The organism is Streptomyces sp. NPDC091271, assembly GCF_044757505.1.
Taxonomy (GTDB): domain Bacteria; phylum Actinomycetota; class Actinomycetes; order Streptomycetales; family Streptomycetaceae; genus Streptomyces.
The window spans coordinates 610,288-636,071 of record NZ_JBIVVD010000001.1; the positions used below are offsets into that span (position 1 = coordinate 610,288).

Consider the following 25,784-nt stretch of genomic DNA (forward strand, 5'->3'; position numbering starts at 1 on the left):
TAGGACCTCAAGCAAAGTTGAGGTCAAGGCCCAGTGGTCCGGCGTACTCGGCGAGCCCTGTGGTGTCCTCGCCCGCCCAGCCGATGTAACCGTCGGGCCGGATCAGGAACAGGCCCTTGCCGTAGGCCTCGTACGCCTCCGTGCGGAAGGTCCGCAGCAGCTCGCCGTCGTGGGTGGGCAGTGCGGTGTCCGTGGAGACCGCGAGCAGGGTGAAGTGCGGGCCCCGGAAGACGTCGAACAGCCGCCTGCCCTCTCCGGCGGGCCCGTCCGGCGCCCGGTCACCGGCCTCCAGGGCCCCCGCCCGGCCGGACGCCAGCGGACCCTCGCGGTAGCCGAGTCCCAACTGCTGGGCCGCTGAACCGCGCTCCTGCTCGCCCCGGTGGATGCGGGTCGAGAGGCCGAGCATCTCGGCGGCGACCGGGCGGCGTTCCTGCTCGTAGGTCTCCAGCAGGGCGGCGGGCGCGCCGTGCCGCAGCACCTGGCCGAGCTTCCAGCCCAGGTTGTACGCGTCCTGGACGCTCGTGTTCAGCCCCTGGCCGCCGGCCGGGGAGTGGACGTGCGCGGCGTCGCCCGCGAGGAGGACCCGGCCGTCACGGAACCGTCCGGCCAGCGCGGCGCTCGGCCGGAAGTCCGACGACCAGCGCACCTCGGTGATGTCGTCCGCGTCCAGATGGGTGCGGGCGGCGACGAGGGCCCGTACGCCCTCCGGTGTGGTGTCGGGTGCCCCTTCCTTGAACTGGGCGACCAGCTGGAAGTCCGGGGTGCCGGGCAGCGGGCAGAGCGTGAGCATGCCCGCATCGCCCAGGAAGATGTGCCAGTTGCCCCGGTCGAGAGCTGCCTCCGTGATCCGTACGTCGGCCACCAGGGTGGGCGACGGGTCGACGGTCTCGCCCTCCATCGGGATGGAGAGCAGACGCCGGACCGTGGAGCGTCCGCCGTCCGCCGCGACCAGGTAGGAGGCGCGCACCTCGCCGGTGGTGAGCCGTGCGGTGACCCCGTCGGCGTCCTGCGACAGACCCGTGAGGGCGGCCGAGAAGAGCACGTCGCCGCCCAGTTCACGCAGGCGCCCGATCAGGATCTCCTGGGTCCGCCACTGCGGCATCGCCCAGGGCTCCCCGTACGGCTCCGCCTCGGTGGGTGCGGTGCGGCGGAAGATCTCGTGCTCGCCCTGGCGCTCGCCGTCCTTCCAGATCATCCCGACAAGTGCGGGGCCCCCGTGCTCCCGCACCGCGGCGCCCACTCCGAGGTCGTCGAAGACCTCCCGGGTGCGCGGCTGGATGCCCTTGCCGCGCGAGCCGGGGAAGAGCGAGGGGGCTTGTTCGACGACGAGGGCGCGCACTCCCCGGCGCGCGAGGTCGCATGCCAGAGCGAGGCCACAGGGTCCCGCGCCGACGACCAGGACCTCGGTTTCCTTAACGCTGTTAAGTTCCATGGTTGGGAGTGTGTGCTTAACGCTGTTAAATTGTCAAGGTGGGTACGACGAAGATCGACCGGGCGCGCGTCGCGGACGCCGCACTGGAACTGCTGAACGAGGTGGGCCTCGAAGGCCTGACCCTGCGCGCCATCGCCAGGGAGCTGGACGTCAAGGCGCCCGCGCTCTACTGGCACTTCAAGGACAAGCAGGCGCTGCTCGACGAGATGGCCACGGTGATGTACCGCCGGATGCTGGCGCAGGAGTTGCCCGGGCCCACGCCCCGCAGTTGGCAGCAGCAGATGGTCGCGTACCAGAGCGCGCTGCGCGGCGCGCTGCTGCGCTACCGCGACGGCGCCAAGGTCTACAGCGGGTCCCGGTTCACCGGGACCGACCACGCCGACGGCCTGGAGGACCACCTCCGCACCATGGTCGAGGCCGGCTTCGAGCTGCGGCAGGCCGTGCGCGCCGGCGTGACCGTTAACGCGTACACGATGGGCTTCGTCACGGAGGAGCAGGGCGTCCGGCCCATGCCTGACGAGCGCCGGGAGGGTTACGACATCGAGGAGCGGGCCGGACGTCTGGAGCGCTATCCGCTCGCGGCGGCGGCCGGGGCCGAGATCTTCGCCAACTACGACGAACGCTTCGAGGACGGCCTGTGGATCGTCGTCGCGGGCATCGAGGCGCGGTACGGCGTGACGTAGGGCCTCCCGTCCGGATCGGGCCGGGCTCGCGGGCCTGCCCCTGAAAGGCTCTCGCGCTGCCCGCCCCGGTCCGGGTCACTTCGGCGACGCCCAGAGTTCACCGTTCGTCGGGCCGTGCGACACCCGCCCCTTCATCCGCGTCACTAGCGTGTGCGGACCATGATCGAAGGTGAGGGCCCGCGTGCCGAAGCTGTCCGTTGTCGTTCCGTTCCACAATGTCGGCGCCTACGCCGACACGACGCTGGGCAGTCTTGCCCGTAACGCGGGCCCGGACATCGAGTTCCTGCTGGTCGACGACTGCTCCACGGACGAGACGCCGGACGTCGTCGACCGCTGGGCCGACAGACTCCCGAACGCCGAGGTCATCCGGCACGAGAAGAACGTGGGCATCGCGGCGGCCCGCAACAGCGGCATCGACGCGGCCCGGGGCGACTTCGTCACCTTCCTCGACGGCGACGACTGGTACGCCCCCGGCCACCTGGGCCGGCTGCTGCACGCCGCCGCCGAGCTGAACTGCGACTTCGCCCGCACCGATCATGTCCAGGCCACCGGGACCAGCCGCGTCGTGAAGCGCGCGCCCGCCCGGCTCCGTGACACGGTGCTGGATCCACGCGAGGGCATCGCGGCCCCCGAGTGGGAGACCATGGTCGACTACCCCTTCGTATGGGCGGGCGTCTACCACCGGCGGCTCTTCGAGGACGGCGGCCACCGCTTCACCACCCGGCTGCGCACCGCGGAGGACCGGCTGTGGATCTGGCAGCTGCACCTGCGGGCCCGCACCTACGCCGCGCTCAACCTGTACGGCATCTTCTACCGGCGCGGTGTCACCACGTCCCTGACGCAGATCAAGGACTCCCGCCAGCTGGACTTCTTCCCCGCCTACGACACGCTGATCGACGAGATCCTCGAGGACCCGGACGCGGAGATCCTCCTGCCCAAGGCGGTCCGCACCTACTGCGCGATGATCGCCTTCCACAACGAGAAGGCGGACGCCTACGAACCCGCGACGTTCCGGCGTCTGCGCCACGAGTCGGCAGCCGCGCTGCGCCGCATGCCGCAGCAGGTGCTCGACCACACCCTGACGATGATGGACACCAGGCGCAGCACGCTGCTCAACCGCCTGCGTGACAAGCAGAAGGCCGCCTGACCCATGCCCACGCGCACCCAGATCTTCCAGGTGTCGACCCTGTACGGGGCGGCCACACTCGCGGCGGCCCTCGACGCCGGCCAGTTCGGGCCCGGGCAGGACAGCCACCGCGTCCTGCTCGTGACCAACAACGCGGCGATCCCCGAGACCGCCCTCCGGCTGGAGGAGATGCGGGGCTACGGGGACATCGCCGCCCGCTTCGACTCCGTCGTCGACTGGAACGACGCCATCAGCCCGCACCACCCGAGCGGCTGGGGGCCGCGCGCCGAGGAGACCGAGCTCTGGCAGCGCGCCTTCCGCCTCGCGTGGGGCATCGCCCCCGAGGCCCCCGTCGACCTCGCCGTCGAGTCCATCCAGGTCAACCCGGCCCGTGCGCTGGCCGCGATCTTCTCCGAGAGCGCCGTGCACGTGTACGCGGACGGGCTGATGAGCTACGGCCCGACCCGCAACAAGGTGCCGCGGTCCATCGCCTGCCGCATCCAGCGGGTGCTCCACCTGGATCTCGTGCCGGGACTGCGTCCGCTCCTCCTCGCCGAGTCCGGCGTCGAGCCCGAGCTCGTCCCGAACGACGCCTTCCGCAAGGTCCTCGGCGAGATCGCCGGGGCGGCGGACGGCGACCGCCGGCTCGCGGAGGCCGAGGCCGAGGCGCCCACGGCCGTGCTCCTCGGGCAGTACCTCGCGGCGCTGAACATCCTAACGGCCGAGGAGGAGGAGGACCTGCACCTGCGCATGCTGCGCGGCGCGGCGCGGGCCGGCCACACCTCCGTCCTCTTCAAACCCCACCCCACCGCACCGGCCCGCTACTCCAGGGCCCTGGACGACGCGGCCGCCGCACTGGGGATACGGCTGACCACCCTGGACAGCCCGCTGCTCGCCGAGACCCTCTACGAGCGGTGCGCTCCCACGCTCGTCGTCGGCTGCTTCTCGACCGCGATGTTCACCGCCGCCGCGTACTACGGCATCCCCGTCGCCCGGGTCGGCACCCGTCTCGTGCTGGACCGCATCACCCCGTACGAGAACAGCAACCGCATCCCGCTGACGATCGTCGACCACCTCGTGCCCGACCTGGACGAGCAGGCCGCCGGCCGGCCCGTGCCCGAACTCCCCTCCACAGCACCGGAAACCCTCGCGCCCCTGGTCAAAACGGTCGGCTACTGCATGCAGTCCGGTCTCCACCCCACGCTGCGCGCCGAGGCCGAGGCCTGGCTGCGGGACCACCTCGGCACGGACACGCAGCACTACTTCAAGCGGCGTCGCCTGCAGAAGCTCACCCTGCCCGGCGGCGGCCCGCGAGGAGCGGCGATCCGGCTGCGCCGCACCGTGCGGCGCACCCGCACCAGCCTGGGCCTCTGACCCCGGAACCGGGGCGCGCGCCCCGGCCGGCCACTGATGACAGAACGGCGGAACGAGCATGGGCCAGACCTTCACGGGGCTGCTCAAGGCAGTGCGGGCGAGAACCGGGCAGGGCTCCACGGCCCGGCCGGCCCCCACGGCCGCCCTGCGCCTGTGCGGCGACTACCTCGCGGGCCTCACCGCGGGCGGCCCCACGGGCGACGCCCCGCAGACCCGGCTCCTCGCCGCCATCGGCGGCCTCACCACGGCCTGCGGTACCGACGGGGACGACCTCTTCGACGCCCTGCTCCGCACCGGGCAGCGCGCCCTGGAGGCCGGAGGGGAGACGGAGACACATCTCGCCCTGGACATCGCCGTCGAGGCCACCGCGCTGCGCGCCAGGTCCAAGGGCGCATGGCGGCTGCGTGGAGGCGCGCTGGACGCGCTGGGCCGCCGGGACGAGGCGGAGCAGGCGTACGGAGAACACCTGGCGCTTCAGCAGAACCCGGCGGCGGCCGAGGACATCGTGCGCCGTGTCGCCACCCTGCGGGATCTCCGTACCTGTCTGGAGGAGGCCGCCGGGCTGCTCCCCGGCGAGGACGGCGACGCCCTGCGGGCGCTGCACAACGCCCCCGCCAGAGAGGCGCGTACGGTCTTCGCCGGGATCGTGCGCCGGCACACCGCCGAGCGTGGCGGCACGGCCGACCCGGCCGTCCGCCGCCTCACCGCGCGGTACGCCGCCTACCGCCGGCTCCTGGACCGGGACAGGATGGCCGACCCTCTGCTCGGCGGCGCGGAGCCGGCCGGGGTCGGCGCCCTGCGCCGCCTGATCGCGGGCCGGTCGGTCTGCCTGGTCGCGGGCGTGGCCCGGATCGCCGACGAGGAGAAGGCCCACGGCAGCCCGCTCGGCAAGCTGATCCACGGATACGACCTGGTGGTGCGCTGCGACACCCTTCCGGCCGCCGCCCCGCGCACCGACCTGCACGCGGTCACCCTGCGGGGGGACACTCCGTGGACGGGCCCGGCCTGGGACCGCCGGGCGGGCACCCGGCTGGTCTTCGGTGACTCGCTGTCGCAGTGGCGCCGTTCGCTGCGCGCCCGACTGGTCGCCGGCGCGCAGGACCACATCGGCGACGCCACGCTGCGGCATCCCCTGGACGACCCGGCCCTCCTCGGTGAGGACGTCTGGGGCCCGCGAACGGGCACCGCGTTCACCGTGCTCCGGCTGCTGGACTTCCTGGACGCGGCCGACCGCCTGGACCTCATCGGCTTCGGACTCCCGGGGCAGCTGTCGCCGCGCGAGCGGGAGTGGGTCACGGCCCGCGCGACACACGAGGACGAGACCGAGATGAGGACCGCGCTCCGATGAACAGCCCCGCCGAGCCCACCCACGGCAGACGCACCGGGCCCGCCGCCCCTCACGGACGGCCGGGCGCCCCCGACGCCGACGACCGGAGCGCCGTCACCGGCAAGCGCAGGATCGCCTTCGCCGCGTACGCCGACGAGGACCGGATGCCCGGTCTCCTGGTGCTGCTGCGCAGCCTCGCGCTGGCGGATCCGGCCGTCTGCGAGGACTTCCTCCTCCTGCACCCCGGGCTGCCCGACTCCGCGCTCGACGCCGCCCGCCGGCTGCACCCGCGCCTCGTCCCGCGTATCGCGGAGAGCCGCCTCGACGTCTTCCGGGCGACCGGTTACGACACCGTCGTCGCGCTCGGCCCCGACATGGTCGTCCTCGGCTCCCTCCGGCCGCTGCTGGCCCTCCGCACAGGAGTGGCAGCCGTGCCGCAGCCCGCCCCAGGCGGCGGACGGACCGTGCGGGACGACGGGCTGCTGGTCATCCAGCGCCAGGACGTGACGGACAGCGTGCTCGACGTCCTCGCCGAAGGCGGCGAGGACGCGGTGGACCGCGCGCTGACGGAGGCGGGCATCCTCGAACCGCTCGGCTCCCCCTACGACTTCCCGGCCGACCGGCTGTACGACGGCGTCCCCGTACCCGGGAGCACCGTCGTCCTGCACCTCGGCGAGGACCCTGCCCCCGGCACCCCGGCGCACGAGGCGCGCGAACGCTTCGAGCTGGACGACGCGGCATTCCGCGCCGCCTACTGCGCCCTCCCGGGACCCACCCACCCCGAACTGCTTCTGCACTGCGCCCTGCCGTTCCCCGAGGAGGGGCGTGCGCCCGTGGACCTGGTCCGCCGGGTCGCGGAGGTGCACCGGCAGCAGGGCCGCTACGACGAGGCCGTCGCCCTGTTGACCGCCGCCGTGGCGGACCGGCCCGACCTGCCGCGCTGCCAGGAGACGCTGGGCATCAGCCTGATGGCCCTGTCCCGCTACGAGGAGGCCGAGGCCCATCTCCTCCTGGCCACCGTGTCACCGGACTTCGCCGCCCGCGCCTACGGCCAGCTCGCCCGCCTGGCCTGGCTGCTGGGCCGGAACGAGGACGCGGCGGCGTACGCACGCGAGGGCCTCGACGCCGACCCCACCGACGGCAACTGCCACGCCTGGTACGTCCGTACGCGCTCTGCCGAGGGCCCCGTCCAGGGCTCCGCGGACGAACAGCTCGCCCATGTCGCCCTGTTCGCCGACGGTCAGGAGAACGCGGGCGACAAGGTGCTCCCCGAAGCGGTGCGCATGTGCTTCGGTCCCGACACCGGCCCCGCCCGCTGGCACGAGCGCTCCGTGCACCGGCTGGTCGACGAGCCCGCACTGGAGGAGCTGAACGCCCGGCGCGGCATCGTCGTCGGCGGCGGCGGCCTCTTCCTCCCGGACACCGCGCCCAACAGCAACAGCGGCTGGCAGTGGAACATCCCCGATGACGTCCTGGCCCGGATCACCGCGCCGCTCGCCGTCTTCGCGGTCGGCTACAACGTCTTCGACGGCCAGCGCTACCGCAGGGAGCGCTTCGCGGAGAGCCTGCGCGCCCTGGTCGGGAAGGCGGCCTTCTTCGGACTGCGGAACCACGGTTCGGTGGACCGGGTCAGGGAACTCCTGCCCGAGGAGCTACGGGACCGGGTGCGCTACCAGCCGTGCCCCACGACCGTCGCCCGCCACCTCGACCCCGCCCTGGACGACGGCGTGAGCCGGGACGACACCGTGCTGGTCAACTGCGCCTACGACCGCGCCGGCCTGCGTTTCGGCCACGACTACGGCCACTTCCTGGCCGAGTCGGCCGCCGCCGTACGCGCCGTCGGCGAGCGCGCCGAGGTCCGTTACGCGGCCCATATGCCGGCCGACGAGAAGTTCGTCCACGACCTGCGCCGGGAACACGGCATCGCCCTCCCGGTGGAGCCGCTGTACCTGTTCTCCAACGACCGCATCCGCGAGCTCTACCGGCGCACGCGACTGGTCATCGGCATGCGCGGGCACGCGGGAATGATCCCCTTCGGCTGCGGCACGCCGATCATCAGCCTGGTCTCGCACCCCAAGCTCGCCTACTTCCTCGCCGACATCGACCGCCCCGACTGGGGGGTGTCCGTCCACGACCGTGCGCTGGGCGCCCGCCTCGCCGAGCGTGCGGCGGCCGTGCTCGACGACCACGGGGCAGCCGTGGCCGACGTACACGGCCGGCAGGAGCACCTGTGGTCGGTCACCCGCGCCAACCTCGCCGAGCTCCGGGACGTCTTCGGCCTGCCGGACCCCTTCTCCGGGCGCCCCCTCCCGCACCTCCCCGGCCCCAGGACCGCCGAGCCGGCACGCGGCCTTCACCTGCCGGACACCCGGACGAAGTGACTGTTCACCTGACCGGAGTTCCTCCGGGACCCGCCCGTTCATAGCCTTCGTTGACCATGTCTTCTTCTGTCTCCCCGGCCGGCTCGCCTGCCCCCGCGCAGTCCCCGGAGCCCGCCCCCGCACCCCGCCCGCGCCGCGAACACCGGTACGACATCGATCTGATCCGGCTGCTCTGCTCCGTCGGCGTGATCCTCTGCCACACGGGCTCCGCCTTCGTGAGCACGGCGGGCCGGGACGCCGCCAACGGCCCCGGCACCTACTGGGCGGGCCTGGCGGCGGACTCGGCGGGCCGCTTCGCCGTCCCGCTGTTCTTCGCGATCGCCGGATGGGTCGTCCTCGTCGGCGCCCCCGTCCGGGACGGCCGGCAGCTGTGGCAGCGCATCGTGCGGATCCTGGTGCCGCTCGCCGTGTGGACGGTGCTCTACGTGGCATGGGGCCGGCTGCGCGGCACCAACGACGCACCGGCCGGCGAGCTGGCGTTCGACGCGCTGTTCGCCTCGGTGCGCCCGGCGTACCACCTCTGGTACCTGTACGCCTACATCCCCGTGATCCTGCTCCTGGCCTTCGCCGCCCTGGTGAAGTCCGGCAAGCGCCCCTGGGGCCTCGGCGTCGCCCTCCTCGTGCTGGGCGCCGCTCCGACCCTCTTCGGCGACCTGGGGAAGGTCACGGACCTGGAACTGCCGCGCTTCGGCTGGAGCTTCGGCCCGTACCAGCTGATCTACGCGGTCCTCGGCGCCCTGGTCCTCGCACTGCCCGCCGGTACGTTCGGCAGGCGGAGCCTGTGGTGGCTGCTCCCGGCGGGGGCGTTCCTGGCCGCGATCATCGCCTACCAGCACGAGGTGCACTACGCGATCCCGTACGCGAGCGTCCTGGTGGCCCTGTTCAGCGCGGTTGTGCTGGTCTCGCTGCACGGGCTGCGCGTCCCGGAGCGCCTGCGCCCGGCGCTGGCCCGGCTGGCGGGCGCCTCGTTCGGCGCGTACATGATCCATGTGCTGGTGCTGGGTGTCCTCACCGACGTACTCGTCGACGCAGACCTCTCACTGCCGGTTGCGGCGGCCCTGGTCGTCACCGTGACCGCCGCCACGACGGCCCTCTCCTTCGGCGCGGCCATGCTGTGGACCCGGCTCGGCCTGACGCGGCTGCTGGGCTGAGTACCGGCGCCGGGGCCTGCGCGCAGCGGGCCTGCCCCGGCCGTCCGCCGGCGGGTGCGTCATGTCGGCAACGCGGGCACGGTGAAGACTGCTCAGGCCGGGCAGGGAGTCCGGGTCCCCGCGGGTGGGACGATGCGGCCACCCGGGGAAGCGACCCACGCAGGACCTGATGTCCAGTCAGGAAGCCCGTGGCGCCGCCCCGGCCTCAGGATTCTTCGACCGCTCCCGGACCCGAGGTGTGATTCCCATGAGACCGACCCGCGCGGCGCTGGCCGTGACCGCAGGAGCCCTTGCTCCGGCCCTGCTGCTCGCCACTCCCTCGTTCGCCGCAGGTGCGTCCCCGTCGCCCGTCACCGCGTCGGTGGCGAAGGCCACGGCCGCTTCCAACTCCCCTTACGACTCCATGTCGCTGACCGAGCTCCGTGTCGAGGTCTTCACGGTTCTGGGTGACCCCGACAGTGGACCTACCGTGCGCGAGGAGGCCGTGAAGGCGCTGGAGACCGATACGGCCGAGGCACTGCGCTACTTCCTGGAGACCGGACGCGGGATCGCTCAGGCGACGGACGACCGCGTGGCGGTGTTCACGATCCTGAGCGCCCCCGGCACGGGCCGGACGGTTCATGAGGCGGCCGTGAAGGCGCTCGAAGCCGATACGGCAGAGGCGCTGCGGCACTTCCTGGAGACCGGGCGCTGGGACGCGCAGGAGGTGGACGACCGAGTGACGGTGTTCAGGATCCTGAGCGCCCCCGGGACCGGCGAAGCCCTGCGTGCGGCGGCCATCGCCGTGCTGGAGGACGGCTCCCGGGAGGCGCTGCGCCACTTCGTCGAAGTCGGACAGTACGAGGTGTGACTCCCCGACGCCCGTGCTTCCGCGTCGGCGCACCGTCTCATCTTCCGACTCCCCGCTTCAGGGACCGCGCTCGCCGCGCGAGCCGGCGCAGTGTGGGGTTCCGGCGGACGAAGGCGAGGCGGGCGGGGACGACGCCGGGGAGGGCCAGCGACCCGAGGCGGCGGCGTTTGAAGTAGCGCCAGGTCCGGGTGTTCAGACGGGTGGAGAGATAGCGCTCGGCGGCCGGGCGGAGGTCCGGGCGGACGCGTGGCTGCATGGCGAAGGCGACGGCCGGCAGCAGGCCGTCGAGGGCCTCGGCCACCGTGGCCTCCGTCAGCGGCGGCCGGTCCGCCACGGCGGCGGCGTCGGCCAGGTCGGGCAGCAGGGCGTCGACGATCGTGACCGGGATCCTCGCCGGGTTCTCGTACGGGGTGAGGCGCTCCAGGAGGGTGCCGGTGCCGGTCCTCGCCACCGGCAGCCCGTAGTACGCGGCCGCGGTGAGCAGCGCCGTCGAGAACGTGCCGACGACGAGCGCGGGGCGCAGCCTCTCGTAGAGGACCTCGGCCGGGAGGGCGGAGTCCGGGACGGTCAGCTCGACTCCTAGGCGGACGGCCTCCGCCCGCAGGGCCGCGACGGAGGGCGCGGGGCCGCTGGGGTGGGGCTGGAGGACGAGGTGGGTGTGGCCGAGGGCGGCCGTGCCGCGGATCATCCGCAGGTGGAGCTCCGTCTCCTCGGCGGCGGGGAGTGCCCCCGCCCCGGAGAGAAGCAGTACCGCAGCCCCCTGTGGGGCCCCGGACTCCGGTGCGGACTCAGCGAGTTCGGCGAAGACCTTGAGCAGGGCCGGAACGGGCAGCGGACGGGGTACGGCGTCGAACTCGCCCAGCAGCAGCGGTGTCAGGCCGGGGAGCAGGTCCGGGTACAGCAGCTGCCGGACGCGGGTGCCGATCAGCGGCGGGATCTTGCCTCCGGTCGGGCCGTAGCCGGTCAGCCCGTCCGCGTACACGGTCACCGGCCCGCCGGTGAAGATCTGGGCGACGGCCTGGGAGGGGGAGGCGTGCGGGGACTCCAGGGCCAGCTCGACCTCCTCGTCCCCGAGGTCCCACGCGCGCCGCAGGTGGCGTTCCCACAGGGGTACGTCGTCGGCCCGGGGGGTCCAGGCGCCGGGGTGCAGCGGGAACACGGCGTCGTTCCACGAGAGCACCTCGTCGAAGCGGGTGCGCAGCTGTTCGAACCCGGGTGTCGCGTCGACCGGGGGTGTCGCCTCGGGGATCGCCGTGTTGTCGCTCAGCAGGAGGATGCGGCGTCCGGAGCTCTCGAAGCAGCCCGAGTCGAGGGCCGCGGCGAGCACGGCCGTGCCGTGGAAGCTGGAGGCGACGAAGATCTGGACGGTCACGCGGCGGTCGCTCCCTCGGTGACGGCGGACCGGCGGCGCAGCTTGCGCAGCACGGTCGCCCGTTCGGTGTCCATCGAGTCCAGTACGTCGTCGAGCACGCGCCGGGGCATGTTTCCGAGTGCCGCCGAGGCGAGTGATTTGAGCGTACGGGCCACGGACGGTTCGAATTTGTCGATGGATCCGACGTGATGCGAAATGACGGCGCAGTATGTCCGCACGGCTTTCGGCATCAGGATGTCGGCATCGCGGTCCGCCGCCGTATCGGCCACCACCTGGTCGTATGCCCGAATGAAATCCAGCTGGCGCTCGTCCCCGATCTGGGTGAGGGATGAAGCGACCCCCCGCCGGTAGAAATGGCCCAGCGTTCCCAGGACCGCGAAGGATTCCGCCTCCCGGTGCAGCCGCCAGATCCACGGCCGGTCCTCGGCGGTGCGCAGCCCGTCGGTGAAATGCAGCAGCCCCCGGTCCAGCAGGCCGCGGTGGTAGAGCCCCGCCCAGGCGAAGGCGTAGTCGACCGAGGTCGTCCGGTCGGCCGGCAGGATCGCTTCCCTGGGGTCGCTCACCACTCCGCGCAGGCCGTGCGGGACGCGGCGCACCGTGCGGGACACGCCGGTGACCTGGACGTGGTCCGTGCGCACGAACGTGCAGCCCAGGGCCTCGGTCCGGGCGAGCAGCCGGTCGTAGTGGCCGGGTGCGAGCCAGTCGTCGCCGTCCAGGAAGGCGATGTACTCGCCCCGGGCGGCGTCCAGGCCGGTGTTGCGGGCGGTGGCCAGACCGGCGTTGCGCTCATGCCTGTGCACGACCACCCCCTCGATCTCGTCCTGGGCCCGGCGCAACAGATCCGGCGTCCCGTCGGTCGAGCAGTCGTCGACGAGGATGAACTCGAAATCCTCACGGGTATTGGCCCGCAGACTTCTGAGTGTGTCGGGTGCGTATGCCTGGACGTTGTAGAACGGCACGATGACGGAGAGCTTGACCACCCTCGTCACGCTAGGGGTGGCCCCGGCATTTACCTTGACTCCCGCCCGTACGGAAAGTGAACGGCGCGCATCGGGAAAGTGAACCGGCCTGCTCGCGGGCCCGATTCGGCCTCCCGAAGGGGCGAATCCCCAATCGTCGACCGGCTGTTAACCATCTGTTGCCATCACGTTGGGCCGCGGATCGAAATGGCTTCCTAACTTTTACGACGTGCCCCCCCGTACCGATGACGCGGCCGCTCCGGCCGCCACACCAGCAGCCGGCCGCCCGGCCCTCCGCATCGCCGTGCTCGCCGACTCCGACACCCGGTGGAAGTGGGGCGCGCTCACCGCGCGCCGCCTCTCCACCACCCCGGAGTCCGGAGCCACGGAGCGTTCCGTGGAGATCAGCGGACTGCTGCTGCGTGGCCGGGCCACCCCGACGCCCCGCCAGCTCGCCGAGGTGGGCGAGGTCGGCGTCGACGCCGCCCGGGTGCGCGAGGTGACGGCGGTCGAGTTCCTGCACACGGTGCGGGACGAGGCGTACGACGTCGTCGTCCTCGCGCTCGTGGGCGGCGCGGTCCAGGCGATGCTGCACGGCCTGGCCGCACTGGACCTGCCCCGCAGGCCCGTCGTCGTCACCGGCTACGTCGGGGTCGTCTACGAGAAGCTCGCCGACGGGCTGCTGCTGCGCCACGGCGCGGACGTCGTCCTCGCCAACTCCCGCCACGACGGGGAGCGGTTCCGCGCGGTCTACGAAGGGGTCGGTGCCGACGCGTCGTCCGTCACCGAGGCCGCCCTGCCGTTCCTCGGCGGGGAGCCGCACCGGGCGCAGGAAGGCCGCGACACCGTCGTGTTCGCCGCCCAGCCCTCCGTGCCGGCCTCCCGCGCCGACCGCACGTACCTGTTGCGCCGGCTCGTCGAACACGCCCGGCTGCACCCCACCCGCGAGGTGCTGCTGAAGCTGCGCTCCAAGCCCGGTGAGCACACCACGCACATCGAGGAGCTGCCCTACCAGCGGCTCGCCGAGCGGATCCCCGGCGGCCTCCCGCCGAACTTCCGCCTCGTGTACGGGCACATGGGCGAGGTCCTGGACCGCACCGACCTGCTGGTCACCGTGTCCTCGACCGCCGCGCTGGAGTCCCTGCACCGGCGGATCCCGACCGCGATCCTCTCCGACCTCGGCGTACGCGAGGCCCTCGGCAACCACCACTTCATCGGATCGGGACTGATCACGTCCTGGGACCACCTCGACGGCGGTCTCCGCCCCGAGCCCGACGAGGAGTGGCTCTCCGGCCAGGGCGTCGCCGCCGACGGCACCTACGGGACGGCCTACGACACCGCCCGCGTCCGGGTGGCGGCGCTGCTCGCCGCCGGGCCGCTTCCCCGTCTCGCCCCCTACTACACGCCCGCCACCGCGCCCGGATACCTCCCCGGCATCCTCGCCCGCTACCACCTGGGCCCCGACGGCCACCCGCTTCCGGGCGCCGTCACCCCCAAGAAGACGGGCCGGGTCCGGGGCGCGGTCCGCGAAACCGTACGCAACGCGGCGCGCGGCGCCTACCGCCACGGCGTCCAGCGGGTCGCCCCCGTGATCCGGCGGATGGGCGAGCTGTGACCACCGATTCAGGAGCACCCATGACCCCGCCCCCCACCGTGCTCGCCGTGATCCCCGCCCGCGGCGGATCCAAGGGCGTGCCCGCGAAGAACCTCGCCCGCGTCGGCGGCGTACCGCTCGTCGCCCGCGCCGTCCGCGCCTGCCTCGCCTCGCCCGAGGTCACGGACGTCGTCGTCACCACCGACGACCCGGCCATCTCCGCGGCGGCCGTCGCCGCCGCGGAGACCCTGGGGGAGGGCTCCCGGCTGCACTGCGTGCAGCGCCCCGCCGCGATCGCGGGCGACACGGCCACCAGCGAGGACGCGGTCCTGCACGCCCTGCACAGCTACGAGACGACGACGCACGGCCGGAAGGCCGACGTGGTGCTCCTGGTCCAGTGCACGAGCCCCTTCATCACCCGCGAGGACATCGACGGCGTCGCCACCGCGGTCGCCCGCGACGGCGCCGACACCGCTGTCACCGTGGCGCCCTTCCACGGCTTCGTGTGGCGCGACGGCAGCGCGGTCGAGGGGGACACCTACGGCGTCAACCACGACAAGGCCGTACGCCCCCGCCGTCAGGACCGCCCCCAGGACTACCTGGAGACCGGCGCCGCGTACGCCATGGACGTCGAGGGCTTCCGCGCCCACCGCCACCGCTTCTTCGGCCACACGGCGCTCGTACCCACCGACCCGGCCCGGGTCCTGGAGATCGACGACCCGCACGACCTGGCCCGCGCCCGCGCCCTCGCGCCGCTCCTGGACCCCTCCCCGTTCCCCACCCGGGCGGACATCGACGCCGTCGTCCTCGACTTCGACGGCACGCAGACCGACGACCGCGTCCTCATCGACTCCGACGGCCGCGAGATCGTCTCCGTGCACCGCGGCGACGGCCTCGGCATCGCCGCCCTGCGCCGGGCCGGCGTACCGCTCCTGATCCTGTCCACGGAACAGAACCCGGTCGTCGCCGCCCGCGCCCGCAAACTCCAGGTCCCCGTCCTGCACGGCATCGACCGCAAGGACCTGGCACTCAAGCAGTGGTGCGAGGAGCAGTCCATCGCTCCCGACCGCGTGCTCTACGTCGGCAACGACGTCAACGACCTGGCCTGCTTCGGCCTGGCGGGCTGGCCCGTCGCCGTCGCGAGCGCCCACGACTCGGTACGCGCCGCCGCGCGCGCCGTGACCACCAACCCGGGCGGCTCCGGCGCCATCCGCGAGATCGCGGCCTGGCTCCTGGGCCCCACCCTCTCCACCGGAACCACCCCCACCCCCACCAAGTAACGTCCCCACCACGTAAGGACGCACCACCATGAGCAACACCTCCCGTCTGCGCACGTTCGGCACCCGCACCGCCGGACCCGGCCACCCCGTCTACGTCACCGGCGAGATCGGCATCAACCACAACGGCGACCTGGACAACGCCATCGCGCTGATCGACGTGGCCGCCGAAGCCGGCTGCGACGCGGTCAAGTTCCAGAAGCGCACCCCGGAGATCTGCACCCCGCGCGACCAGTGGGACATCGAGCGCGACACCCCCTGGGGCCGGATGACGTACATCGACTACCGCCACCGCGTCGAGTTCGGCGAGGCCGAGTACACCGCCATCGCCGAGCACTGCGCCAAGCGCGGAATCGACTGGTTCGCCTCCCCGTGGGACACCGAGGCCGTCGCCTTCCTCGAGAAGTTCGACGTCCCCGCGCACAAGGTCGCCTCCGCCTCGCTCACCGACGACGAGCTGCTCCGCTCCCTGCGCGCCACCGGCCGCACCGTCATCCTCTCCACCGGCATGTCGACGCCGAAGCAGATCCGCCACGCGGTCGAGGTCCTCGGCAGCGACAACATCCTGCTCTGCCACGCCACCTCGACGTACCCGGCGAAGGCCGAGGAGCTCAACCTGCGGGTCATCAACACCCTGCAGCAGGAGTACCCGAACGTCCCGATCGGCTACAGCGGCCACGAGACGGGCCTGCAGACGACCCTCGCCGCCGTCGCGCTGGGCGCCACCTTCGTCGAGCGCCACATCACCCTGGACCGCGCCATGTGGGGCTCCGACCAGGCCGCCTCCGTCGAGCCGCAGGGCCTCACGCGCCTCGTCCGCGACATCCGCACCATCGAGGCGTCGCTCGGCGACGGGGTCAAGAAGGTGTACGAGTCCGAGCTCGGCCCGATGAAGAAGCTCCGCCGGGTCGCGGGCGTCGTCGCCGAGGGCGAGAACGCGCCGGCCGCCGAGCCGGTCGCGGTCTGACGGGCCGGCCGGTGAACCTCGCCTTCGTCGAGAGCCCGGTCCAGCTCCTGAACGTCCTGGAGTGGACCCACACCCGGGGAGGAACCGACACCACGGTCGTCGTCCTCCCCCCGGTCGACCCGATGTCGCGCGGACAGCTGCGCAGGATGGCGGAACTGGCCCGCGACGAGGGCATCACCGTCCGCTGGCAGGAGGCGCGCGGGGAGACCGGCGCGCCTCTGAAGGCCCTGCGGGCGCTGACCGGCCTGATCCGCAAGGCCGACCGCATCGTCATCGGGGACCCCTTCTCCCGGTACGTGCAACTGCTCCTCACCCTGGTCCGGGCCCGCCGGATCACGGTCGTCGACGACGGCACGGCCACCATGGAGTTCGTCGCCCAGCTGGCGCGCGGCGAACGCCTGGTGCGCTGGCACCGCCGGGGGAGCGGGGGCCCGCGCGAGCTGCTCCTGGCCCCGGTCACCACCGCGGCCCGCCGCAGTTTCACCCCGTCGGCGTCCCGCACCGTCGAGGTCTTCACCGCGATGCCGGTGGACGCCCCCGACGGCATCGAGGTCACGGCGAACACCTTCGCCTGGACCCGGGAGCGTTTCGGCCCGCCCCTCATCACCAAGGGCGCCGACCTGGTCGGCACCTCCCTCGTGGAGACCGGCGTGGTCGACCCCGCCCCGTACGAGGAGGCGGTCACCTCGCTGGCCCGCGCCCACGGCGCGACCCGCTACTTCGCCCACCGCCGAGAGTCCGCGGACAAGCTCCACGCCCTGGAAGCCGCCACCGGCCTGGAGATAGTCCGCCCCGACCTGCCACTGGAACTCATCGCCCGCAGAGGCCCGGTCGGCCACACGGTGCTGAGCTTCCCGTCCACCGTGGTCCACACCCTCCCGCTGGCCCTGGCGGGCACGGGCGTGAAGGTCGCGGTGTGCGACATAGCGCCGGAGTGGCTCCGCGACACGGCGTCCCCGCGCGCCCAGGGCTTCCTGAGCGGAGTCACGGAGACGGCCAAGGACGTGCAGCGGCTCGCCCCTTGGCGGGCCACAGCGGTGGCGAAGGGCTGAGGGCGGTTGCTGGTTCCGTGCACGGCGGGGAGCGTCGCCCCGATACGCTGCACTCCGTGAAGATCACGACCGCACCGACTGCCTCCATGCCCGTCATCGGCATGGCCCGACCTGGAGTCCGAGCGGATGCCTCACTCGCTGACACCCCGTGACACGGGGAACCTGCCCGCGATCGGCGCACCTCCGCTGATCCGTCTCGACGCGTACGTCGCCGAGGACGGTTCGACGGTGGTCAACGGCCATCTGCTGGAGATGGGCGGCACGCGCCCGCCCAACGAGGCGATCCTCGACGCCGTGGCCATGTTCGCCCGCACCCTGGGGGCTCCGGTGGCGGCGACCGTCATCGACCGCAGCGTGCGGCAGGTGGCGCGGCTCCGGGTGCACCCCGACGGCTCCAGCCGGACCATAGGCGAGGAGGAGGACCTGCCGCCCGGGCGCGAGCGAACCACCGCGGAGGAAGAGGCGTTTCCTCCGCTAGCCCGCGTCGAGCGGATCATTCAGCACGCCCGGCGCGAGGAGCTGCACGCCGCGTTCGTCCTCGCCGGCGCACTGCGGGAGCACCTGACGCTGCGCCGGGGCGCGGAGGACGAACTGTCACTGGAGGCTCGGGCGATCGAGGCGTACATCGCCTATCTCCGGGGCGACTACATGACCTCCACCGCCCTCGCGCTGACCGTCGCGCGCATCCGCTGCCGCACCGATCTGAAGCGGTCCGTGCCCGAGGTGGCCCGGGCCACCGCGGCGTGGCAACGGATGCAGGACGAAGGTCAGATAACGACCCGGGGGAGGGAACTGCTGCATATGTGGGAGCGGTTGTCCGCGGAGGGCCTCTTACGGGAACCGTCCCACCAGGCCATGGCCCAGGCCGTCCGGAGCCGGATGGAACGGGGCAGCCAGTACGTGGAAGGGCAGAGCCCCGCACCAGTGGCGACTCTGACCGCAGCTCAGGTACCCGCCACCCCCGAGGACGAGCCGCTCAGGCCCACCCGAAGGGGATTGCGCCGCTTCACCAGACGACCGGCCCGATCAGACGACTGAACCGGCCCGCCACCCCTTACGTCAGTTGATCCTGACCGGAGTCCCCGGGCGGGCCGGGCGCGGCGCTCAGGCGTCAACACTGCTCACCGGCCGGCACGGCCCACGCGCGAAGCGCTACCGGTCCGCGTTCCGCCAGACGGTCAGGTCTCCTGTGAGGAAGGCGATGTCCGGGAGGGCGGTCGACTTCGTCTGGATCACGTACAGCCCGATGTTGCCCTCGTCGTCCTTCATACAGATTTCGGTACCGGCCGCCGCCGCGGCCAGCGGCCAGCTGTGCTTCGCGGCGCTCCCGAGCATGAGACGGCACTCGTCGAGGGTCGTGCCATGTCCTCCGAAGATCTGCATGAACACGACGTTGTCGCTCTTCAGTTCACAGCCGGCCTGCTCACAACCGAAGCGGATGTCGCCCTTTCGGCCCTTCAGCTCCGGCTCGGAGTTGTCGAGGCTCAGCGAGTTCTTCGCGTCCAGCCACACCCCGGGGAACCCCTCCGGCCGCAGATCCTGGGACGAGCCCGACGGGAACACGGCGTCGTCGGACGCGTCGTCACCGGCCCCGGCCGCCGACGGATCCGAGGCACCGGACGGATCCGAGGCCTTGGACGGTTCCGTGGAGGGGCCCGTCGACGATCCCGGTGCGGATTCCGACGAGCGTGCGGCAGGTCCGGTCGCGGACGCCGTGGGGCCGGCCGTGCTCCGGTCGCCGAACCGGTCCATCGCGTCCATGACCGACCAGGCCAGTGCCACCACAGCCAGCGCCCCACCTACGACACAGGCGGTCGCGATCAGCGCTGTGCTCCGCCTGCGGGCCTTACGTTGCTCCGGCGTCGGCGTCGGCCACGCGAACTGCGGCTGCGGATAGGCGGGGCCGGACGGCACCCGCTGCTGCGGCGCGGTCGGCGCAGGTGCGGGAACCGGCGGCTGCGGGTAGGCCGGGGTCGGCTCCGGTACCGGCGCCGGGACCACGGGCTCCGGCCCGGTGATCTCCCGCCACACGGCAGGTCCGCTGCCCGCGTCGGCGTCCGCCCCCAGCCGCTCCCGGCACCAGCCCACGACCTCCTCCGGTGTGGCCCGCGCGGCCGGGTCGGCGGCCAGGCACCGGGTGAACAGCGGACGTACCGATTCGGGCAGCGAGGACAGGTCGGGTTCGGAGTGCACGATCCGGTACAGCACGTTGACGGCCGGACCGTCGCCGTAGAGCGGCTTCCCGAGCAGCGCGAACGCCGCGGTCTGGGCGAGCGCGAAGACGTCGGTCGCCGCCGTGATCTCACTCCCGGAGGCCTGTTCCGGGGCCATGAAGGAGGGCGTGCCGATCATGCCACCGGTCGCGGTGTACGAGGTCCCGTCGGCGGCCAGCGCGATACCGAAGTCGATCACCCGCGGCCCGTCGGCGGCCAGCAGCACGTTCGACGGCTTCAGGTCGCGGTGCACGATGCCCTCGGCGTGGATGGCCTGCAGTGCCTCGGCCACCCCTGCCATCAGCCACAGCGCCGCGGGCACCGGCAGGGGCCCGCTCCGGGTCACCGCCTCCGTCAGCGACGGGCCCGGCACATACAGCGTGGCCAGCCACGGCGGTACGCCCTCCGCGTCGGCGTCGATCAGCTCGGCGGTGTACGCACCCCGGACCCGTCGGGCTGCTTTGATCTCCCGGCCGAACCGACGCCGGAAGTCCGGATCGTCGGCGAGCTCCGGCCGCACGACCTTGATCGCCACGGGACGGCCGCCCTGGGTGTGCGACAGATACACCCGGCCCATGCCACCGGCCCCCAGCCGCGCGGCGAGCCTGTAGCCCGCCACCACGGGCGGGTCGTCGGCCTGAAGTGGCTCGAATACATCCATCGCATGGCTCATCGGCCCTGTACCCCCCACAGTGATGCGTTGGCCAACGGCAGCAGCCTATGCGGGGTGTTGACGCACCCCGTCCGCAGGGGACTCGGGCACGGCGCCCAGGGGTTGCAGCAGGGGGCGTTTCGCGGTGCGGCCGTCGCCGGAGGACCGGCCGCGCAGGCGGCGCCCGAGCCACGGGCCGAGGAAGCCGGCGGCCCAGCGCACTTCGGCACCCGCGGCTTGCCAACGCGAAGGAAGCCGCTGTTCCGGCAGGGGAAGGGTCCAGGCGTCGCCGCTTCCGGGCAGCTGGATGGCCTGAGCGACGGCGGCGGCGATCCGCTCGTGACCGAGGGGGCTGGTGTGGAGCCGGTCCGTACTCCACAGACGCGGATCAGCGGCGGCGGCATGCAGGTCGATCTCGGCGACAGCGACCCCATGACGGGCGGCCGCGGCGCGGATGTGGGCGTTGAGGTCGAACACGCGGCCTCGGACCGGCCGGGCAAGGGGCGCGATCTTCCCCACGTCGGGGAAGGTCATCGTCACCACCCGGGCCCCGGCGGCCGTGAGCTCGGCGAACATCTCCTCCAGGTGCCCCGCCACCTCTGCCGCGTCGAACCGGGGCCGGAGCACGTCGTTGACCCCGGCGACGACGGTGGCCAGGTCGGGCCGCAGGGCCAGGGCGGGCCCCAGCTGCTCGGCGCGGACCTGGCCCGCGACACGGCCGCGTACGGCAAGGTTCGCGTACTGGAGACCGGGGTTGACGGCTGCGAGTTGCTCGGCGAGCCGGTCGGCCCAGCCGCGCAGCCCGACGGTGTCGTCCCCGTCGCCGACGCCTTCGGTCTGACTGTCGCCCAGGGCGACATAGCGCACGTATTCACCGCTCGGCACGGGTGGACTGCCTTTCCTTGAGGACGGATGCGATCCGCAGGCACCAGTCCCGGTGTTCCTGCTCGAAGGACAGGCCGCGCAGGCACGTCAGGTACGGTCCGATCCGCTCGCCGTGGCGGAGGAACTCCTCCTCGTCCACGTCACCGCGGAGCTGCCGCAGGAGCTTGCCGAGAAGCTCGATCTTGCCCTCGGCCGCTGACGCCCGTTCATCGAGCTGGGCGATCACCGCCGCCGTGCCGACACGGTCGGCGACCTGAACCTTGACGAGCAGATCGTCGCGGATGGACGAGGGCTTCGACGCGAATGCGGCGAAGTCCTCCAGCTCGGCGCGGCCGGCGTCGGTGACCTGGAACAGGCGTTTGTTGGGCCGGGTCTCCTGGACCACCTGCCGGCCCGCGATCAGCCCTTCCTTCTCCAGCTTGGTCAGTTCGGCGTACAGCTGCTGCGGCAGGGCGTGCCAGAAGTTCGCGACGCCGATGTCGAACGCCTTCGCCAACTGGTATCCGCTGTACTCGCCGTCCAGCAGCGCCGCCAGCACCGCGTGTCGCAGAGCCATGGAGGCACCCCCTTCCCTCTCCCTCGCGCATCATACTCAAGAATATGACTAATCAAATCCTTGAGTATCGATGCGGACGCACTCCAGGCCGGACGAAGCGCTTACTCACGGGTGCGTACCCCACTAATTAGTCCGTTCTGGTCAACTCCGCAGGCGGCATCGAGGATTCAGGAGAAGGGCAACAGGAAGGGAAATACCGGAAGTGACAGCCAACAGCAGACCCCAGGTGAGCGTTCTCGGGCTGGGTGCGATGGGCAGCGCCCTCGCGGGCGCCCTGGTGAAGGCCGGATACGCGACGACGGTCTGGAACCGCTCGCCGGGAAAGGCGGACGACCTTGTCGCGCAGGGCGCGGAGGCCGTACCCACGGCCGGTGACGCGGTCCGGGCGGACGGTCCGGTGATCGCATGCCTGCTGGACCACGCGTCGGTCCACGAGGTGCTGGACCCGCTCGTCGGGGAGCTGGCCGGACGAACCCTGATCAACGTGACCACGACGTCACCGGCGCGGTCACGGGAGCTCGCCGCCTGGGCCGCCCGTGCCGGGATCGCGTATCTGGACGGCGGCATCATGGCCGTACCGTCCATGATCGGCAGGCCCGGGTCCTCGGTCCTCTACAGCGGGTCGGCCGAGGTCTTCGGGCAGTGCAAGCCGCTGCTCGACGAGTGGGGTACCAGCACCTACTTCGGCGAGGACGCCGGGCTTGCGTCCCTGTACGACCTCGCGCTGCTCGCGGGCATGTACGTCATGTTCGCGGGATTCATGCACGGCGCCGCGATGGTCGCGCCGGAGGGTGTGACGGCGGGGGAGTTCGCCGCCAGTGCCACGCCGTGGCTGAAGGCGATGGCCGAGAGTTTCGGGGAGTTCGCGGCCGTCATCGACGGCGGGGACTACACCGTCGAGGGGCAGCAGAGCCTCAAGTTCTCCAGCCTCGGTGATCTCCTCGTCGCCAGTTCCGACCAGGGCATCAGCACGGAGGTGGTCGCCATGGTCCAAGGGCTCATCCAGCGTCAGATCGATGCGGGCCACGGCGACGAAGGATTCGCCCGGATCATCGAGAGCATCAAGCGGCCGGGCTGAGGGCGCGCCAGGTCCGGAGCGGAGGCCCGAAGCTCGGCCCCCGGGGCTCGGGCCCCGAGCGCCGGGATCGGCCGGTTCACTCGTTCGGGGGTACGCAGACGGGTACGGGCCCGAAGCTCAAGCTTCGGGATCCGAGGGTCGGGGTCCGAGGGCCGGGACCCGAGACGTGTAGTCAACCGGTAGGGAAAAAGGGTTCTGGGAAAACCTCCCCACCCTCCCGGACCCGTCACGGCCAGCAAGTATGACTAATCGTGACCAGCTTGCGGCGCAGCGTCGTGAGTGCTTACGGTGCGACAACTAAACGACCCCGACGTGGTGTTGGTCGCACCATGCCGGGGTCTCACCCCAAGATCGAAGAAGGCGATCTCGTGGCTACCCAGCACATTAACTCCGCCCTCCGTGCCCCCGCACCCCTCTCCCGCCCGTACGCGAAGGCCAACCCGGGTTACGGCAAGCGCTCCGCGCCGGACCAACGGCCGCCCCGGCCCGATGATTTCGGCCTGCTGCCGGAGCGCGAGCGGTACGTCGCCGGATATGTCGACCACCTGCCCGACGGCGCGGCGATGGACATCAAGTCCCTGGCCAAGTCCCTGCCGCTGTACGGGCAGATGGCCGTCGGAAGTGCGTTGCGTGCCCTGGGCGTGGCCGGACACCTTCGCCACGTGCGGTGCCCCGCAGACGCCGGGGGCGGTCAGATCCGCTGGATCACCCGCACCTACTGGTCCCGTACCGCCCGCGACAACGAGTGGTGGGCCACCTTCCTCGGCGCCGCCCCCTCGATTCCATCCGCCCCCGCCGTACCGCAGCAGCGGACCCAGGAGCCCGAATCGGCACCCGCGCCGGAGGAGGCCCCGCAGAAAGCCCCCACGACCGCCTACCTCGCTCTGGCCCAGCTCGGCCGGGCCGATGCCCGTCTCGCCCTCTCCGCCGCCGACTGCGCCGCACTGGAGGAGGCCGCCGCCGCCTGGCTGGCGCGGGGCGTGGACGCCGAATACCTGGTCCGGACTCTGACGGCAGGGCTTCCGGCGGCCGTCGACTCACCTGTGGGCCTCGTCAGGCGCCGACTCCGCGACAAGCTCCCGCCCCTGCTGCCCACCGCCGCCCCGGCCGCCGCACCAGGCGTGCCCGAGCACCGCCCGATGGTCGAGTGCACGGAGTGCGGCGCACCGGGCCGCCCCGAAGCGCTCCCTGACGGCCTCTGCCGCTCCTGCCGCACCCCTGGCCCGGCCGCCGACAGCACGGCCGACCCTGAGCTGCCCGCCGAGCGCGATGTCGCGGCGTATGTGGGCACCCTCCGCGGCCTGCTCAAGCTGCCATGAGTGCGGGCACCTCGCGCAGCCTCGTGCCGGAGTAGCGAATGGCAGAGCATACCCACCTCAACCTCTCGTCACACGCCGCAACACTGCTTTTTGTTCCCCTGGGTGGCTGAACTTTTGTCGATCAGTGGCCAGTTGTGGGTACCGGGGGCCTACCCTTGACTGGGTGAACCAGTTGAAGTCCCGTGCGCCCCACGCCGAGGCCGTCCTGCCCGGCGCCCTGCCCGACGACCTGCGTGCCGAGCTCGTCGCCTTCCGCCGTGATCTGCACATGCACCCGGAGCTCGGCAACCAGGAGTTCCGTACCACCGCGGCCATCAAGGCGCGGCTCGAGAAGGCCGGCCTGGAGCCGCAGGTGCTGCCCGGCGGCACGGGGCTCGTCTGTGACGTCGGGGAGTGGGACGGCGTGACGCCGATGCTGGCGCTCCGGGGCGACATCGACGCGCTGCCGATCCCGGACACCAAGGCGGGGGTCTCCTACCGGTCCACGGTGCCCGACCGCGCGCACGCCTGCGGGCACGACGTCCACACGAGCTGTGTCCTGGGCGCGGGGCTCGTGCTGAGCGACCTGGACCGGCAGGGGCTGCTGCCCCGGCCGGTGCGGCTGCTGTTCCAGCCCGCCGAGGAGGTGCTGCCCGGCGGCGCGGCCGACGCGGTGGCGGCCGGGGTGCTGGAAGGCGTGGGGCGGATCATCGGGGTGCACTGCGACCCGAAGGTGGACGTGGGCAGGATCGGGCTCCGGATCGGGCCGATCACCTCCGCCTGCGACCGCGTGGAGATCTCCCTCGACGGACCCGGCGGACACACCGCCCGGCCGCACCTCACCACCGACCTGGTCACCGCCGCGGCCCGGGTGGCCACCGACGTGCCCGCGCTGCTCGCCAGGCGCGTCGACGCGCGCGCCGGGCTCGCGGTCACCTGGGGCCGGCTGCAGACCGGCCACGCGCCCAACGTCATCCCGCAGCACGCGGAGCTGTCCGGGACGGTCCGCTGCCTCGATCTGGAGAGCTGGCGCCAGGCCCCCGACCTGGTGCACGCGGCGATCGACGAGGTGGCCGGAATGTACCGGGCCAAGACGGTGATCGACTACGTCCGGGGTGTGCCGCCCGTGGTGAACGAGGCGGAGACGATCGGGCTTCTCGACGCCGCGATGACCATCCGCCGCGGATCGTATGCGATCGAGGACACCGAGCAGAGCCTGGGTGGCGAGGACTTCTCCTGGTACCTGGAGAAGATCCCCGGCGCCATGGCGAGGCTCGGCGTCAGGACGCCGGGTGACACGCGTGGCCTGGACCTGCACCGGGGCAACTTCGACGTGGACGAGGAGGCCATCACGGTCGGCGTCGAGCTGTTCACCGCCGCCGCGCTGCTGGACGCCTGAGCCCGGAACGCCCGCGAGCGGTCGTCCGCTCCCGCGTCCCGCGCGTCACCTTCGGGTGGTCGCCCGTAACCGGACAGGACACCTCCTGTTCGCGACGATCCGATAACAGCTTCCGTAGGGGTCCTTATCTGACATCTACGCGCGTTACGATCGCCGCG

General features: G+C 72.3%; 21 protein-coding genes. 15 read left to right on the plus strand and 6 right to left on the minus strand.

Annotated features, from left to right (window positions below):
- Positions 1 to 7 precede the first annotated feature (7 nt).
- Positions 8 to 1,432 carry an FAD-dependent monooxygenase gene (locus tag ACIQM3_RS03040; RefSeq protein WP_401617945.1) on the minus strand — a complete coding sequence of 475 codons (1,425 nt, stop codon included), beginning with the start codon at positions 1,430 to 1,432 and terminating at the stop codon, positions 8 to 10.
- A gap of 38 nt (positions 1,433 to 1,470) precedes the next feature.
- Here ACIQM3_RS03040 and ACIQM3_RS03045 point away from each other — a divergent pair, with 38 nt between their 5' ends.
- The 7 genes from ACIQM3_RS03045 to ACIQM3_RS03075 all read left to right on the plus strand — a co-directional run bounded on the left by ACIQM3_RS03045 (position 1,471) and on the right by ACIQM3_RS03075 (position 10,324).
- Positions 1,471 to 2,115, plus strand: a complete 645-nt coding sequence (locus ACIQM3_RS03045) for a TetR/AcrR family transcriptional regulator C-terminal domain-containing protein (RefSeq protein WP_401617948.1) — start codon at positions 1,471 to 1,473, stop codon at positions 2,113 to 2,115.
- Between the two features lie 181 nt (positions 2,116 to 2,296).
- Positions 2,297 to 3,262 (plus strand): glycosyltransferase family 2 protein, encoded by a 966-nt coding sequence (locus tag ACIQM3_RS03050; protein ID WP_401617950.1) that lies wholly within the window; start codon positions 2,297 to 2,299, stop codon positions 3,260 to 3,262.
- Positions 3,263 to 3,265: 3 nt separating this feature from the next.
- On the plus strand, positions 3,266 to 4,615 hold the full coding sequence (locus tag ACIQM3_RS03055; RefSeq protein WP_401617953.1) for a polysialyltransferase family glycosyltransferase: 1,350 nt from the start codon (positions 3,266 to 3,268) through the stop codon (positions 4,613 to 4,615).
- 58 nt (positions 4,616 to 4,673) lie between these two features.
- Positions 4,674 to 5,963, plus strand: a complete 1,290-nt coding sequence (locus ACIQM3_RS03060) for a hypothetical protein (RefSeq protein WP_401617956.1) — start codon at positions 4,674 to 4,676, stop codon at positions 5,961 to 5,963.
- Positions 5,960 to 8,323, plus strand: a complete 2,364-nt coding sequence (locus tag ACIQM3_RS03065; RefSeq protein ID WP_401617959.1) for a polysaccharide pyruvyl transferase family protein — start codon at positions 5,960 to 5,962, stop codon at positions 8,321 to 8,323. The genes ACIQM3_RS03060 and ACIQM3_RS03065 overlap by 4 nt, the downstream gene beginning before the upstream one ends.
- Positions 8,324 to 8,379: 56 nt before the next feature.
- Complete coding sequence (locus ACIQM3_RS03070; RefSeq protein WP_401617961.1) at positions 8,380 to 9,474, plus strand: acyltransferase; 1,095 nt, start codon at positions 8,380 to 8,382, stop codon at positions 9,472 to 9,474.
- Between the two features lie 247 nt (positions 9,475 to 9,721).
- On the plus strand, positions 9,722 to 10,324 hold the full coding sequence (locus ACIQM3_RS03075; RefSeq protein WP_401617963.1) for an ALF repeat-containing protein: 603 nt from the start codon (positions 9,722 to 9,724) through the stop codon (positions 10,322 to 10,324).
- A gap of 37 nt (positions 10,325 to 10,361) precedes the next feature.
- Here ACIQM3_RS03075 and ACIQM3_RS03080 read toward each other — a convergent pair whose 3' ends face one another.
- Positions 10,362 to 11,696, minus strand: coding sequence for a polysialyltransferase family glycosyltransferase (locus ACIQM3_RS03080; protein ID WP_401617966.1), 1,335 nt, complete (start codon positions 11,694 to 11,696; stop codon positions 10,362 to 10,364).
- The gene (locus tag ACIQM3_RS03085) at positions 11,693 to 12,676 is read right to left on the minus strand and encodes a glycosyltransferase family 2 protein (protein WP_401617969.1); all 984 of its coding nucleotides are present in this window, start codon (positions 12,674 to 12,676) and stop codon (positions 11,693 to 11,695) included. Before ACIQM3_RS03085 ends, ACIQM3_RS03080 begins: the two co-directional genes overlap by 4 nt.
- Positions 12,677 to 12,884: 208 nt before the next feature.
- On the opposite strand from ACIQM3_RS03085, the gene ACIQM3_RS03090 reads away from it, so the two are divergent.
- The 5 genes from ACIQM3_RS03090 to ACIQM3_RS03110 all read left to right on the plus strand — a co-directional run bounded on the left by ACIQM3_RS03090 (position 12,885) and on the right by ACIQM3_RS03110 (position 18,583).
- The gene (locus tag ACIQM3_RS03090; RefSeq protein ID WP_401617971.1) at positions 12,885 to 14,270 is read left to right on the plus strand and encodes a DUF6716 putative glycosyltransferase; all 1,386 of its coding nucleotides are present in this window, start codon (positions 12,885 to 12,887) and stop codon (positions 14,268 to 14,270) included.
- Between the two features lie 20 nt (positions 14,271 to 14,290).
- Positions 14,291 to 15,529: a cytidylyltransferase domain-containing protein gene (locus tag ACIQM3_RS03095; protein ID WP_401617974.1), complete on the plus strand. Its 1,239-nt coding sequence runs from the start codon at positions 14,291 to 14,293 to the stop codon at positions 15,527 to 15,529.
- A gap of 28 nt (positions 15,530 to 15,557) precedes the next feature.
- Complete coding sequence (locus tag ACIQM3_RS03100; RefSeq protein WP_401617977.1) at positions 15,558 to 16,493, plus strand: N-acetylneuraminate synthase family protein; 936 nt, start codon at positions 15,558 to 15,560, stop codon at positions 16,491 to 16,493.
- Positions 16,494 to 16,504: 11 nt separating this feature from the next.
- Positions 16,505 to 17,545, plus strand: coding sequence for a hypothetical protein (locus tag ACIQM3_RS03105; RefSeq protein ID WP_401617980.1), 1,041 nt, complete (start codon positions 16,505 to 16,507; stop codon positions 17,543 to 17,545).
- A gap of 126 nt (positions 17,546 to 17,671) precedes the next feature.
- Positions 17,672 to 18,583 (plus strand): hypothetical protein, encoded by a 912-nt coding sequence (locus ACIQM3_RS03110; protein ID WP_401617983.1) that lies wholly within the window; start codon positions 17,672 to 17,674, stop codon positions 18,581 to 18,583.
- A 114-nt stretch (positions 18,584 to 18,697) separates the two neighbouring features.
- On the opposite strand, the gene ACIQM3_RS03115 is transcribed toward ACIQM3_RS03110, so the two are convergent.
- From ACIQM3_RS03115 to ACIQM3_RS03125, 3 genes are read right to left on the minus strand one after another with little or no spacing between them, the layout of a single operon-like run.
- Positions 18,698 to 20,419 (minus strand): serine/threonine-protein kinase, encoded by a 1,722-nt coding sequence (locus ACIQM3_RS03115; protein ID WP_401617986.1) that lies wholly within the window; start codon positions 20,417 to 20,419, stop codon positions 18,698 to 18,700.
- Positions 20,420 to 20,476: 57 nt separating this feature from the next.
- The gene (locus ACIQM3_RS03120) at positions 20,477 to 21,295 is read right to left on the minus strand and encodes an SGNH/GDSL hydrolase family protein (RefSeq protein WP_401617989.1); all 819 of its coding nucleotides are present in this window, start codon (positions 21,293 to 21,295) and stop codon (positions 20,477 to 20,479) included.
- On the minus strand, positions 21,282 to 21,851 hold the full coding sequence (locus ACIQM3_RS03125) for a PadR family transcriptional regulator (RefSeq protein WP_401617992.1): 570 nt from the start codon (positions 21,849 to 21,851) through the stop codon (positions 21,282 to 21,284). The genes ACIQM3_RS03120 and ACIQM3_RS03125 overlap by 14 nt, the downstream gene beginning before the upstream one ends.
- A gap of 202 nt (positions 21,852 to 22,053) precedes the next feature.
- On the opposite strand from ACIQM3_RS03125, the gene ACIQM3_RS03130 reads away from it, so the two are divergent.
- The 3 genes from ACIQM3_RS03130 (at position 22,054) to ACIQM3_RS03140 (ending at position 25,626) form a co-directional block, all read left to right on the plus strand.
- Positions 22,054 to 22,929 (plus strand): NAD(P)-dependent oxidoreductase, encoded by an 876-nt coding sequence (locus tag ACIQM3_RS03130; RefSeq protein WP_401617995.1) that lies wholly within the window; start codon positions 22,054 to 22,056, stop codon positions 22,927 to 22,929.
- Positions 22,930 to 23,297: 368 nt separating this feature from the next.
- A complete protein-coding gene (locus ACIQM3_RS03135; RefSeq protein WP_401617997.1) occupies positions 23,298 to 24,248 on the plus strand; it encodes a MarR family transcriptional regulator in 951 nt (316 codons plus the stop codon).
- Between the two features lie 163 nt (positions 24,249 to 24,411).
- Positions 24,412 to 25,626, plus strand: coding sequence for an amidohydrolase (locus ACIQM3_RS03140; RefSeq protein WP_401618000.1), 1,215 nt, complete (start codon positions 24,412 to 24,414; stop codon positions 25,624 to 25,626).
- The last annotated feature ends 158 nt before the right edge of the window (positions 25,627 to 25,784 follow it).